Origin of the sequence: Massilia aquatica, from assembly GCF_011682045.1 — a bacterium.
GTDB lineage: Bacteria > Pseudomonadota > Gammaproteobacteria > Burkholderiales > Burkholderiaceae_D > Telluria_A > Telluria_A aquatica.
In genome coordinates this window covers 203,771-217,792 of record NZ_VVIW01000002.1, presented here as the reverse complement: position 1 = coordinate 217,792, position 14,022 = coordinate 203,771, and the positions used below count along the sequence as shown (strand labels likewise).

The window sequence follows — 14,022 nt, the reverse complement described above, 5'->3', positions numbered from 1 at the left end:
CGACAGCGGTCACCAAGCGCATCAAACGATGCCGGTTTACCGGCTCCAGCCCATTCCGCAGAGAATTTCAGCCGTCGCGCACCTCCCGGAAGTCGGCGTCCACCACATCGTCATCCTGCCCGGGCCTGGCTTGCCCGGCGCCGCCCTGCTCCGCCGCGCCCGCTTGCTGCTGGTACAGTTTTTCCCCAATCGCCTGGGCCGCGCCGGACAAGGCCGCGATGCGCGTCTCGATCTCTTCCTTGCCGCCGCTGCGCAAGGCATTCTCGAGACTGTCGATGGCGGCCTGGATGCGCTCGCGCACGGCCGCGTCGAGCCCGGCGCCATGTTCGTCGAGCTGTTTTCGGGTGGCATGCACCAGCGCATCGCCCCGGTTGCGCGCATCCGCCAGTTCACGCGCGCGCCGGTCTTCGTCGGCATGGGCCAGCGCGTCCTGCACCATTTTCTGGATCTCGGTTTCGCTCAGGCCGGAATTGGCCTTGATGGTCACCTGGTTGGCCTTGCCGGTCGCCTTGTCCACCGCGCTGACATGCAAAATGCCGTTGGCGTCGATATCGAAACTGACCTCGATCTGCGGCATGCCGCGCGGCGCCGGTGCGATGCCGACCAGATTGAATTCGCCCAGCAACTTGTTGCCAGCCACGACTTCGCGCTCGCCCTGGTAGACCTTGACGGTCACCGCCGGCTGCTTGTCGTCGGCGGTCGAAAACACCTGGCTGAATTTGGTGGGAATGGTGGTGTTGCGCGGGATCATTTTAGTCATCACCCCGCCCAGGGTTTCGATGCCGAGCGACAGCGGGGTGACATCCATCAACAGCACATCGGAGCGCTCGCCGGACAGCACCGCTCCCTGGATGGCCGCCCCGACCGCCACCGCTTCGTCCGGGTTGACATCCTTGCGCGCATCGCGCCCGAAAAATTCGCGCACCTTTTCCTGCACCTTGGGCATGCGCGTCATGCCGCCGACCAGGATGACGTCAGCGATCTGTTCCCTGGTGAGGCCGGCATCCTCGAGCGCCAGCTGGCATGGCGCGATGGTGCGGTCGATCAGTTCGTCGACCAGGGCTTCCAGGGTGGCGCGCGACAGGCGCAGGTTGAGGTGGGCGGGCGCGCCGTTGGCCATGGCAATGTAGGGCTCGTTGATGTCGGTCTGCTGGGTCGTGGACAGCTCGATCTTGGCGCGTTCGGCCGAGCTCTTGATGCGCTGCAAGGCGATCGGGTCGCGCCCCAGATCGATGCCACTCTGCTTCTTGAACTCGCTAATGATGTGGTCGATCACGCGCTGGTCGAAATCTTCGCCGCCGAGAAAGGTGTCGCCATTGGTGGAAAGCACCTCGAACTGCTTGTCGCCTTCGAGCTCGGCGATCTCGATGATGGAAATATCGAAGGTGCCGCCGCCCAGGTCGTACACGGCCACCTTGCGCTCGCCGCGCGCGGCCTTGTCGAGCCCGAACGCCAGCGCGGCGGCGGTCGGTTCGTTGATGATGCGGCGCACTTCCAGCCCGGCGATGCGGCCGGCATCTTTGGTGGCCTGGCGCTGGGCGTCATTAAAATAGGCGGGCACCGTGATGACGGCGTCGCTGACCGGCCCGCCCAGGTAATCCTCGGCCGTCTTTTTCATCTTGCGCAGCACGTCGGCCGACACTTGCTGGGGCGCCAGGCGCTTGCCGCGCACCTCGACCCAGGCGTCGCCATTGTCTGCGCGCACGATCTTGAAAGGCATCAGGTGGATGTCTTTCTGCACTTCGGCTTCGTCGAACTTGCGCCCGATCAGGCGCTTGACGGCGAACAGCGTGTTTTGCGGGTTGGTCACCGCCTGGCGCTTGGCCGGGGCGCCGACCAGGATGTCGCCATTGTCCAGGTAGGCCACCACCGAGGGCGTGGTGCGCGCGCCCTCGGCGTTCTCGATCACGCGGGCCTGGCCGCCTTCCATTACGGCGACGCAGGAATTGGTGGTGCCGAGATCGATACCGATCATCTTGCTCATATCCTCCTCCTTGAAATAGTTTGCCAACCGGCACACCCGAAGTGCGCGGCGCGGTCGTCATTCAATAGACCGCGCGCGCGCAAAAATGCTCCCGCAAAGATGGGTAGAGTCGATCTATATCAAACTTAGCGGCTTTTACGATGCGTGCATCGGCCGGGTCCGAATGTATCAGCCCGCTGTTTGCTGCGCCGTTTCCCACAGCCGTTCGGATAATCCACCGTTTTCTCCTCTACGCATCGACAATTATTATTTCCATTTGCAATTCATTCTAAATCCCAATCAAAGCCAACAGGCAATTTTTAAGCTAAGTCAGCCGTTGAGGATGATCAAATCAACATCATCAAGCAGGCAGGATAATAAACTTACGCGTGGATAAGTGATCTAAGCGGCGCATTATATTAATATCGGAATGTAAATACGCGAGCAATCCAAACCGGCAGCACATGATATTCACTAGATAAACCACGCTAATTGATCGCCCATTTCAGCCATGCAGACGCTTATTCGCAAACCGCTCAGCCAATTCTGTACCGAATTGGTCACCATGCACCGCACCGCCAAAATCGCGCTGATGGTCGTGGTCGATCTGCTGGCGCTGCCGCTGTGTTTTCTGGCGGCGATGCTGCTGCGCGTGGGCGACGCCGCGTCGGCCATGCAGTACCCGCTGGCCGCGTATGTGCTGGTGCCGCTGCTGACGGTGGGCGCATTCTCGCTGTCGGACCTGTACCGCGCGGTGATCCGCTTTATCGACCAGCGCATGCTGGCGGTCACCGGCTGCACCCTGGCATTGGCGACCCTGTCGGTGTATCTGATCATGATCGGCATGAACGACCAGAGTTTCCCACGCAGCGCGCTGGTGATTTACTGGTTTATCGCGTTTTCGTACGTGGTCACCTCGCGCATGACGGTGCGCAACTTCTTGCGCCGGCAGATGAACGATGCGGCCCAGCCCGATCATGCGGTGGCTATCTACGGTGCCGGCGAGCCCGGCGCGCAACTGGCGCTGACCATGCGCACCAGCAATGAGTACCGTCCCGTTTGCTTTTTCGACGACAAGCGCGCCCTGCACCAGCGCACCATCGCCGGCCTCCGGGTGTTTCACACCAGCAACCTGGCCGAGACCGTGCGCAGCCTGGGCGTGCGCTCGGTGATCATTGCGCTGCCGTCGGTGTCGCCGCAGCGCTTGCGCGAAATCATGCAGCGCCTGGCCATGGTGGGCGTCAACACCCGCATCCTGTGCCGCCTGCTCGACCTGGCCGATGGCGCGAGTCCGGTACATGCAGTGCGCGACCTCAAGTTCGAGGACTTGCTGGGGCGCCAGCCGGTACCGCCGCGCACCGACCTGTTCGACCGCTGCGTGCGCGGCAAGCGGGTGCTGGTCACCGGCGCCGGCGGCTCCATCGGAAGCGAGCTGTGCCGCCAGATCGCCACCCTGGCGCCGGCCGAGCTGCACCTGGTCGACCATTCCGAGTTCGCGCTGTACACAATCCGCCAGGAGTTGCTCGGGCGCCACCCGGAGATGCGCATCAAGGCGCACCTGGGCTCGGTATGCAGCGCGCGCCTGGTCGATCGCATCTTCCAGGAAAACCCGATTGACACGATTTACCATGCGGCCGCCTACAAGCACGTGCCTCTGGTCGAGAGCAACATCGTCGCGGGGCTGCGCAACAACGTGCGCGGTTCGCAGGTGATCGCCGCCGCCGCAGGCAAGTTCAAGGTGCCGACCTGCGTGCTCATTTCCAGCGACAAGGCGGTGCGCCCGACCAATATCATGGGCGCGAGCAAGCGCATTGCCGAGCTGATCTTCCAGGCGGCTGCCGCCGTGCACGGGCCGGAAACGACCTTTTGCATGGTGCGCTTCGGCAATGTGCTGGGGTCGTCCGGCTCGGTGATTCCCCTGTTCCAGCGCCAGCTGGCCGAGGGCGGGCCGCTCACCATCACCCATCCGGACGTGACGCGCTATTTCATGCTGATCGCGGAGGCGGCGCAGCTGGTGATCCAGGCCGGCGCCATGGCCAAGGGCGGCGATGTGTTCGTGCTCGACATGGGCGAGCCGGTCCGCATCGTCGACCTGGCGCGCACCATGATCATGATGTCGGGCCTGACCGAAAAGACGGCGCAAAACCCGGCCGGCGACATCGGACTCAAGTTTGTCGGCTTGTTTCCTGGGGAAAAACTGTACGAGGAATTGCTGACCGACGGCACGGTTTTTCCAAGCGACCATCCGCGCATCATGCGCATGAAAGAACACGCGCTCGATCCCGGCGTGCTCGACACCTATATCACTTGCCTGATGCTTGCCTGCAATACGCACGACCGCGGCATGATCGAATCGATGGTCAAGGCAATCGTATCCGATTATACCCCGCAGCCAAATGCAGCACGCCCGGTTATTCCGCCGCCGATGGTGGCGCCGCTTGACAAAAACCGGCCGGCATTATTACGCAATTTCTCGCCGCACCGCATTGAATAAATACCGGCCATTCTCAAACGCCAGGGCTGCGTTTTTATCGGGACCCCATTCACGATTCTGTACGGAGATATTATCCATGCGCGACCAACATTCAAGCAGCCATTTGACGAAGCTGATCGACAAACTCGACAACCGGACTGCCGTGATCGGCATTATCGGCCTCGGTTATGTGGGTTTGCCGCTCAGCCTGCGTTATTCGGAAGCCGGTTTCCGCGTGCTCGGCATCGATATCGATCCGTCCAAGGTCACGCGCTTAAATACCGGCGTCAGCTATATCGAGCATATTTCCAGCAGCGCCATCGGGGCCGCGCTGGCGGCCGGCTTCGAAGCGACCAGCGATTTTGCCCGCGCCGCCGAGGCCGACGCCCTGATCATTTGCGTGCCGACCCCGCTGGGTGCCTACCGCGAGCCGGACCTGTCGTTCGTGCTGGCCACCGCCGACGCCCTGCTGCCGTATGTACGCGCCGGCCAGGTGGTCTCGCTCGAAAGCACCACCTACCCCGGCACGACGGACGAGGAACTGCGTCCGCGCCTGGCAGCGCGCGGCTTGAGCGTCGGCGAAGACATCTTCCTGGTGTTTTCGCCCGAGCGCGAAGACCCCGGCAACCCCGACTTTGAAACCCGCACCATTCCCAAGGTGTGCGGCGGCGACACGCCAGCCTGCCTGCGCGCCGGCGTCGCTCTGTACAGCCCGGCCATCGACCAGGTGGTGCCGGTCAGCTCTACCCGCGCCGCCGAGCTGACCAAGCTGCTCGAAAACATCCACCGCGCCGTCAATATCGGCCTGGTCAACGAAATGAAGATCATCGCCGACAAGATGGATATCGATATCCACGAGGTGATCCGCGCCGCCGCCACCAAGCCGTTCGGCTTCACGCCCTATTATCCGGGGCCGGGCCTGGGCGGGCACTGCATTCCGATCGACCCGTTCTATCTCACCTGGAAGGCGCGCCAGTACGGCCTGCACACGCGCTTCATCGAGCTGGCCGGCGAGATCAACAGCGACATGCCGCACTGGGTCATCGGCAAGCTGGCCGACGCCCTCAACGAACGCTCGCGCTCGATCCGCGGCAGCCGCGTGCTGGTGCTCGGCATCGCCTACAAGAAAAACGTCGAAGACATGCGCGAATCGCCTTCGGTCGAGCTGATGGAAATCCTGCGCGCCAAGGGCGCCCTGGTCGACTATTCCGACCCGCACGTGCCGGTGTTTCCAAAGATGCGCGAACACCATTTCGACCTGGCCAGCGTGCCGTTGACGGCGGCGTCGATCGCGTCCTACGACGTGCTGCTGCTCGCCACCAGCCACAGCGCCTTCGACTACGCGCTGATCGCCGAGCACGCCGCCCTGATCGTCGACACCAGGGGCGTTTACCTGGACCGGATGCCGAACGTGGTCAAGGCCTGACCGGCCGTGCCTGAACCACAGCCAATGGAGAACCTCATGCGTACCTACCCGCCCCCCGTCACCGACCGCCGCATCCGCTTCGCGCTGGTCGGCTGCGGGCGCATTGCCAACAACCATTTCAACGCCATCGCCCAGCACGAAGACCGCTGCGAACTGGCCGGGGTGTGCGATATCGACCCGGTGGCGCTGGCCGCCGCCGCCGCCCGCACCGGCGCCCGTCCCTACCGCACCTTGGCCGAGATGCTGGCCAGGTGCAGCGCCGACGCCTTCATCATCTGCACCCCGTCCGGCCTGCATCCGGAACAGGCGGTCCAGATCGCCGGGGCCGGGCGCCATGTGATCACCGAAAAACCCATGGCCACGCGCTGGGAAGACGGCAAGCGCATGGTGGCGGCGTGCGACACGGCCGGGGTGCGCATGTTCGTGGTCAAGCAGAACCGGCGCAATGCCACTTTGCAGCTGCTCAAAAGCGCGGTCGATAAAAAGCGCTTCGGGCGCATTTACATGGTCAACCTGAACGTGTTCTGGACCCGCCCGGACGACTATTACAACAGCGCCAGGTGGCGCGGCACCTGGGAATACGACGGCGGCGCCTTCATGAACCAGGCCAGCCACTACGTCGACCTGATCGACTGGATCATCGGCCCGGTCGAGAGCCTGCAAGCCTACACGGCCACCCTGGCGCGCGATATCGAGGTGGAAGACACGGGCGTCATCAGCCTGCGCTGGCGCAACGGCGCGCTCGGGTCGATGAACGTGACCATGCTGACCTATCCGCGCAACCTGGAAGGCTCGATCACCATCCTGGGCGAGCGCGGCACGGTGCGCATCGGCGGGGTGGCCGTCAATGAAGTGCAGCGCTGGGAGTTTGCCGAACCGGACGAGGACGATGCGCGCGTGCATGAGGCCAGCTACCAGACCACCTCGGTCTACGGTTTCGGCCATCCGCTGTATTACGACAATGTGATCAAGGTGCTGCGCGGCGAAGCCGAGCCCGAAACCGACGGCCGCGAGGGGCTCAAGTCGCTCGAAGTACTCATTGCCGCCTATAAATCGGCGCGCGACGGCAAGCGCGTCGCCTTGCCTCTGGAGTATTGACTATGGATCAAGCCATTATCGAAGCGAGCGCCATTGTCGACCGCGGCGCCATTCTGGGCGCGGGTACGCGGGTCTGGCATTTCGCCCATGTGTGCGGCGGCGCGCGCATCGGCGCCGGCTGTTCCCTGGGGCAAAACGTATTCGTCGGCAACGACGTGCGGATCGGCGATCGCTGCAAGATCCAGAACAATGTGTCGGTGTACGACGCCGTGACCATCGAGGACGAGGTGTTCTGCGGCCCGAGCATGGTGTTTACCAATGTCTGGAACCCGCGCGCGGCCATCGTGCGCAAGGATGCCTACCGGCCCACCCTGGTCAAGCGCGGCGCCTCGATCGGCGCCAACGCCACCATTGTGTGCGGCGTGACCATCGGCCGCTACGCCTTCATCGCGGCCGGGGCCGTGGTCACGCGCGACGTTCCCGATTTTGCGCTGATGGCGGGCGTGCCGGCGCGCCAGACCGGCTGGATCGGCCGCTTCGGCGAGCGACTGGCGCTGCCCAGGGGCGCGGACGGCGACGCCACCTGCCCCTACACGGGCGAGCGCTACCAGGTGCGCGGCGGCGTCTGCCGCCTGCTGGACGAAGCCCATTGACCCCTTGACCTGTCAGCGATCGGACCTCTCATCATGGAATTCATCGACCTCAAAGCGCAATACCAGGTGGGCCGCGACAACATCAACGCCCGCATCCAGGCCGTGCTCGACCACGGCCAGTACATCATGGGACCGGAAGTGGAGGAACTGGAAGCACGCCTGGCCGCGTTCAGCGGGGCGCGCCACTGCATTACGGTCGCGTCCGGCACCGAAGCGCTGCTGATATCGCTGATGGCGCTCGGGATTGGACCGGGCGACGACGTCATCACCACGCCGTTTTCCTTCATCGCCACGGCCGAAGCCATCGTGCTGCTGGGTGCAACGCCCGTGTTCGTCGATATCGACCCGGCCACCTGCAATATCGATCCCACCCTCATCGAAGCAAGGATTACCGAACGCACCAGGGCGATCATGCCGGTGTCGCTGTACGGCCAGCCGGCCGACATGGAAGCCATCAATGCGATTGCCTGGCGCCATAAACTGCCCGTGATCGAAGATGCCGCCCAGAGCTTCGGCGCCACCTACGGCGGCAAGCGCAGCTGCAATCTGTCGACCATCGGCTGCACCAGTTTCTTCCCCAGCAAGCCGCTCGGCTGTTACGGCGACGGCGGCGCCATCTTCACCAGCGACGACCAGCTGGCCAGCGCCATGCGCGAAATCCGCGTGCATGGCCAGTCGCGCCGCTATGTGCACACCCGCATCGGCGTCGGTGGCCGGATGGACACCTTGCAATGCGCGATCGTGCTGGCCAAGCTCGACTACTTCGAGTGGGAACTCAACGAGCGCGTGCGCGCCGCCGCCAGCTACGACGCCCTGCTGTCCGGCAAAATCGGCATGGTGGCCCGTCCGCGCGACCGCAGCAGTGTGTTCGCGCAATACACGGTGGTGGTGGAACAGCGCGAGCAGGTGCGCGCCGCCCTGCAGGCAGCCGGCATTCCGACCGCCGTGCACTATCCGGTGCCGATGCACATGCAGCCGGCCTATGCGCGCTGGAGCGATGCGCGCAGTGCGCCGGTGGCGAGCGCCATGGCCGCCAGGGTGCTCAGCCTGCCGATGGGGCCGTATCTGGACGACGCCAGCATCGCCAGGGTGTGCGCGGTGCTGCTCGGCGCGGCAGGCGCGGCACCCGCTTCGTGTCCCAAGGCTTGAGGGGAGCGGCGCCATGACAGCACGGCTACCGGCTTACTGGCGCAACGTGATGACCGTGCTCGGCGGCGCGCTCGGGGCGCAAGCCCTGCCGCTGCTGGCCGCGCCGCTCATCACGCGCCTGTGCACGCCGGCCGAGGTGGGCGCCTTCAGCGTCTGGCTGGGCATGGTGGCGGTGGCCGCCATCGGCGCCACCTTGCGCCTGGAAGCGGCCATGATCCTCGACCACGACCGCGCATCGCAGCGCACCTGTTTTTCGGTGGTGGCCTACAGCGCCAGCATCACTGCCGTGTTGATGACCGCGGCGGCGGTGCTGGCGCGCCTGTCCGGGCTGCCCTTCGCCGCGCAATTGTCGTGGCCGGCGCTGCTGACGCTCGGCGTCGCCACCTTCATGACCGCCTGGATGCAAACCACCCTGGCCTACGCCACCTCGCACAACGCCTTCGGCAAGGCGGCCCGCGCGCGGGTGTGGAGCGCAGGCAGCATCGCCGCCGCGCAAGTGGGACTGCTGGCGCTGGGCATGGGCGGCGTCGCCCTGGTCGCCGGCCAGCTGGTCGGACTGGCGGTCGGGCTGCTGGCCGCCACGCTGCTGCTGGCCCCGCCGCTGGCATGGCCCGGCTGGCTGCCGCACGCCCGCCAGCGCGCCTACCTGCGCCGCCACGACAAGTTCTGGCGCTTCTCGCTGCCCTCGAACCTGCTCAACGTCATCGTCAGCCAGTTGCCGCTGCTGATGATCGGCGCGCGCCATGGCGCCATGGCCGCCGGCCTGTTCGCCCTCACCCAGCGCGTGCTGGGCGCGCCGATCGCCCTGCTGGCCTCGTCGGTGCTGGAAGTGTTCAAGCGCCAGTCGGTGCACGATTTCCAGACCCAGGGCAATTGCCGCGACGCCTATCGCTACACCTTCAAGGCGCTGGTCTTGCTCGGCATCGGCCCGTCACTGGTGCTGCTGCTGTTTTCGCCGGACCTGTTCGCCTTTGCTTTCGGCGAGAACTGGCGCGCCGCGGGCGAGCTGGCGCAAATCCTCGCGCCCCTGTACTTCCTCAATTTCATCGCCAGCCCGCTCAGCTATGTGTTCTTTGTCGCCGGCAAGCAAAAGGTCGACCTGCTGTGGCAGGTGGCGCTGTTCGTGATGACCTTGTCGGTGTTCCTCGCGCCCGGCACCTTGCAACTGAGCGTGCTGTGGTACGCGATCGGGTATTCGCTGCTCTACCTTGTCTATCTGCACATGTCGTACCAGTGCTCTCAAAACCGCATGGTGGCCGCATGAACCCGATCGCACGCTGCGGCGGCCGCGAGCAATGGGTCGGCATGCTCGGCTTTTTCGCCCTGTTTCCCGGATTCTTCTTCTATCACACCGCGCTGGGACTGGGGAAAATCCCGGCCGTGCTGGGCGGCTATTTCGCGCCGGTATCGCTGCTGCTCCTGCCGCTGCTATTTTTCTTCTACGCAGGCAAAGTCCGGCAAGACCGCAATTACCTGGGCAAGACCGACGTGGCGTTTTTCCTGTACCTGGCCTACTTTGCGCTGATCGTTGGCATCAATGCCATCGCCGGCGCAAAGCTGGCGATTGTCACGAATCATCTGCTGGGGATCATGTTCATGCTGAATGTATTCTTTGTCTTTCGCATGAGCGCCCCCGGCGAGCGGCGTTTTCGCCTGATGGCGCTGGGCAGCCTGCTGGCCATGTCGGCCATCGTGTTCGCGTATGCGGTCGACGGCGCGTTCTACCTGGCGCCGCTGGGCAACGCCAGGAATCCCGAGAGCCTGGCTTCGTACCAGGGGTTCTCGCGCTCGTATCTGTTTACCTTTGCGGTGGCGATTGCCTGCACCCGCGCGCTATCGCTGCGCGTGCCGCTGTCTTGCCTGGCCGCGTCCACCCTGTTCATCAATACCGCGCGCAGCGAATTTGCCGCCATGCTGTTCATGATTCCCATCATCGAGCTGTATTTCACCCGCCACAAAGTGCTGATGGCGACCGTGTTGCTGTTCCTGGTACTGATGATATATTCGAATCTGGCGCAAATCTTGTCCGCGCTACCGAGCAACCGGGTGCTCGAACTGCTCGACCTGTCCCATTCGACATCTGCCAATACCCGCCATCACCTGAGCACCTATGCGCTCAATTCGATTGCACAGTTTCCCGTCTTTGGCGATTACGCCAGCTATTCGCCCGGCATGTATTCGCACAATGTGCTCTCGGCCTGGGTCGATACCGGCATTTTCGGATTCCTGTTTGTGCTCGGCATCCTGATCGTGCCGGCGGTTCCCCTGTTTTTCAAGGGCTACTTCGCGCGCGAGCGCTCGGGTGAATTCATCCTGGCGTTTTCGCTGTGCTGCATCACCGTGCTGCTGCTGATTACATCGCATTATTTTACCGACATGCTCATCGGCGCCACCATGGCGGCCTTTTCCTCCTACCGGTATGGAATGACACATGCTCACCATCGCACATCTGACATCGGCCCATCCGCGCCACGACACCCGCATCTTCGTCAAGCAATGCCGGGCGCTGGTACGGCAAGGATATAAGGTCACGCTGGTCGTGGCCGACGGCCTGGGGGACGAACGCGACAGCGGCGTCCACATCACCGACGTCGGCCACATCCCGGGCCGGCTGGCGCGCATGCTGGGCAGCACCCGGCGCGTGCTGCGGCGCGCGCGCCAGATCGATGCCGACATTTACCATCTGCACGATCCGGAACTGATGCCCGCCGGCCTGGCCCTCAAGCGCCTCGGCAAGACCGTGATTTTCGACGCCCATGAAGACTTGCCGCTGCAGTTGCTGGGCAAGCCCTACCTCACGCCCGGCCTGCGCAGCCTGCTCTCACGCGCCAGCGCCGCCTACCAGCGCCATGCCTGCCGCCAGTTCGACGCCATCGTTGCCGCGACGCCGTTTATCCGCGACAAATTCTTGCAGATCAATCCGAACAGCATCGATGTCAACAACTACCCGGTGCCCGGCGAATTCGATGCCGAGGCGCCCTGGAGCGGGAAGCGGCAGGAAGTGTGCTACGTCGGCAGCCTGTCGGCCATGCGCGGCATCGGCGAGCTGGTCGCGGCGGCGCAGTTGCTGCAGTCGCCCGCGCGCATCACCGTGGCCGGGCGCTTTTCGGAGGTCAAGCTCGAAAACGCCCTGAGCGCGCAGCCCGGCTGGCAACGCCTGAACCGCCGCGGCCACCTGGACCGCGACGGCGTGCGCACCGTCATGGCCCGGGCCCTGGCCGGCCTGGTCACCCTGCATCCGGAACCGAATTATCTCGACGCGCTCCCGGTCAAGATGTTCGAATACATGGCGGCCGGCATTCCCGTCATCGCCTCCGATATTCCCCTGTGGCGCGGGATTATTCAAAACCACCAATGCGGCGTGTGCGTCGATCCGCGCGATCCGGCCGCCATTGCCGCCGCCATCGATTATTTCGTGCGCAATCCGCAGATTGCCCAGCGCATGGGACGCAACGGACGGCGTGCCGTGATCGACAACTACAACTGGCCGACCGAAGCCGAAAAACTCATCGGACTGTATCGCCAATTGCACGCGTCGATGGGCAATCCGCGCCGCGCCGCCACATGAATTCGTGCATTCGTATCTTCACCGACATGAATAAACGCCGATGCGCTGAGCGATCACAAACAAGGCCGCTCAGGCCGCTTCGACTTACGCCACTTCAAACACGCCATTGCGGCGTCTGGCTACAGTAAGAAAAACCCGAGCGGTTTTTTGACCGCGATCGTGCAGGCACCCATGCACGCGACCCTCATTCGATTAACACGTCCGGACAGCCAACTCCCGACCAACAAGAAAAGGCGGTTACCGCCGCGATGAACTGCAATGACTACCTTACTCGCCACCGTCTCGGACCACCTTGCCACCGTCAAGCAATTGCTGCGGCTGCCGCTGGCCGATTTGTATTTCGACGAAGCCATCGCACCCGTGAATGTGCGCTCGACCTACCGCTATTACACCAAGCGCCACCCGCAATACAAAATCATCCAGCATAAAAGCTGGGGCGCCGCCCTGATCGACCTGCAACGCTTCCGCAACCGCGGCGACTACCTCGACAGCATCAAGGGCCGCAACTGCGGCGCGCACCACATCAAACGGGCCCGCGCGCGCGGCTACCGGCTGGCCGAAATCGAGCGCAACGACTACATCGACGCCATCTTCGACATCAATACCTCGGTCGAGGCGCGCCAGGGCCGCGCCATGGACCAGAAATACCTGGAAAAGAAGCAATGCTTCGACAAGCTGGCCAACTTCACCTACTACGGCGTGCTGAGCCCGGACGACCAACTGGTCGCCTACGCCAATGTCGGCCATTACGGCAACTTCCATGCCTTCGAACAATTGATGGGCTACCGCAACAACGACGGCATCATGCACTTGCTCGTCGGCGATATTGCCGCCGGCCTGATCGAGCAGGGCCTGACGCGCTACCTGATGTACGACACCTACTTCGGCGCCTTGCCCGGGCTGCGCCAGTTCAAGACCATGCTCGGCTTCACCCCCTATCGCGCGCGCTACCACCTCCGATGAACACCCTGTTCCGACGCCTCTACAGCGATTACCTGATGCCCTCGCGCCTGCCCGAGTACGAGGCCCTGCTGCGCGAAGCAACCGAGCGCGGCTACGCACAGGTATCGGTGCGCGAATTCCTGCGCCCGCCGCCGCCGGGCACACGAGCGCCCACCATCGTGCACCGGCACGACATCGACAGCGACCTGCGCACCACGGCCAAACTGTTCGCGCGCGAAGTGCGGCGCGGAGTGCGCTCGAGCTTTTATTTCCGCCTGTCGACGCTCGACTTCGGCCTGATGCGCGACATCGAAGACTACGGCAGCGAAGCGAGCTACCACTTCGAGGAAATCGCCAGCTTCGCCAAGCGCCACCACCTGCACGATGCGGCGGAAGTGCGGCGCCACCTGCCCGCCATCCGTGAAGAGTTCGCCGCCAACCTGCGCCGCATCGAAGATGGCCTCGGCAGCAAGATCAGCACGGTGGCCAGCCATGGCGACTTTGCCAACCGCAAGCTCAAGCTGATCAACAACGAAATCCTGGCCGACAGCAGCCTGCGCGCGCGCTGCGGCATCGCCTGTGAAACGTATGACAGCGCCCTGCTCGACAAGTTCGACCTGTATATCAGCGACCGCCCACCGCCGCTGCTGTACCACCCGCTCAGTCCGCATGCGGCGCTGGGGCGCTACCACAGCATCTGCCTGCTGACCCATCCGGTTCAGTGGGAAACCAACTGGCGCGAAAACACGCGCTGCAACCTGCGCCGCCTGATCGAGGGGCTGACATGGTAAGCGCACCACGCCTGCGGGA

The 14,022-nt window shown here is 63.9% G+C and carries 11 protein-coding genes; 10 read left to right on the top strand and 1 reads right to left on the bottom strand.

Going from position 1 to position 14,022, the window contains the following annotated elements:
* Positions 1 to 67: 67 nt before the first annotated feature.
* The gene (gene dnaK / locus F1609_RS04005) at positions 68 to 1,984 is read right to left on the bottom strand and encodes a molecular chaperone DnaK (RefSeq protein ID WP_167074936.1); all 1,917 of its coding nucleotides are present in this window, start codon (positions 1,982 to 1,984) and stop codon (positions 68 to 70) included.
* A gap of 544 nt (positions 1,985 to 2,528) precedes the next feature.
* Between dnaK and F1609_RS04000 the strand changes: the two genes are divergently transcribed.
* From F1609_RS04000 to F1609_RS03955, 10 genes are all read left to right on the top strand, one after another.
* Entirely contained in the window at positions 2,529 to 4,457 is a 1,929-nt protein-coding gene (locus tag F1609_RS04000) for a polysaccharide biosynthesis protein (protein ID WP_167074934.1), read from the top strand.
* Positions 4,458 to 4,533: 76 nt separating this feature from the next.
* Positions 4,534 to 5,862, top strand: a complete 1,329-nt coding sequence (locus F1609_RS03995; protein WP_167074932.1) for a nucleotide sugar dehydrogenase — start codon at positions 4,534 to 4,536, stop codon at positions 5,860 to 5,862.
* Between the two features lie 36 nt (positions 5,863 to 5,898).
* Positions 5,899 to 6,960: a Gfo/Idh/MocA family protein gene (locus tag F1609_RS03990; protein WP_167074931.1), complete on the top strand. Its 1,062-nt coding sequence runs from the start codon at positions 5,899 to 5,901 to the stop codon at positions 6,958 to 6,960.
* Positions 6,961 to 6,962: 2 nt separating this feature from the next.
* Positions 6,963 to 7,553 (top strand): acyltransferase, encoded by a 591-nt coding sequence (locus F1609_RS03985; RefSeq protein WP_167074929.1) that lies wholly within the window; start codon positions 6,963 to 6,965, stop codon positions 7,551 to 7,553.
* A 33-nt stretch (positions 7,554 to 7,586) separates the two neighbouring features.
* Entirely contained in the window at positions 7,587 to 8,702 is a 1,116-nt protein-coding gene (locus F1609_RS03980; protein WP_167074927.1) for a DegT/DnrJ/EryC1/StrS family aminotransferase, read from the top strand.
* Between the two features lie 13 nt (positions 8,703 to 8,715).
* A complete protein-coding gene (locus tag F1609_RS03975; protein ID WP_167074925.1) occupies positions 8,716 to 9,966 on the top strand; it encodes an oligosaccharide flippase family protein in 1,251 nt (416 codons plus the stop codon).
* A complete protein-coding gene (locus tag F1609_RS03970) occupies positions 9,963 to 11,228 on the top strand; it encodes an O-antigen ligase family protein (RefSeq protein WP_167074923.1) in 1,266 nt (421 codons plus the stop codon). The genes F1609_RS03975 and F1609_RS03970 overlap by 4 nt, the downstream gene beginning before the upstream one ends.
* Entirely contained in the window at positions 11,134 to 12,270 is a 1,137-nt protein-coding gene (locus F1609_RS03965) for a glycosyltransferase family 4 protein (RefSeq protein ID WP_167074921.1), read from the top strand. The genes F1609_RS03970 and F1609_RS03965 overlap by 95 nt, the downstream gene beginning before the upstream one ends.
* Positions 12,271 to 12,528: 258 nt before the next feature.
* Positions 12,529 to 13,233: a hypothetical protein gene (locus F1609_RS03960; RefSeq protein ID WP_167074919.1), complete on the top strand. Its 705-nt coding sequence runs from the start codon at positions 12,529 to 12,531 to the stop codon at positions 13,231 to 13,233.
* Entirely contained in the window at positions 13,230 to 14,003 is a 774-nt protein-coding gene (locus F1609_RS03955; protein ID WP_167074917.1) for a polysaccharide deacetylase family protein, read from the top strand. Before F1609_RS03960 ends, F1609_RS03955 begins: the two co-directional genes overlap by 4 nt.
* Positions 14,004 to 14,022: the final 19 nt, after the last annotated feature.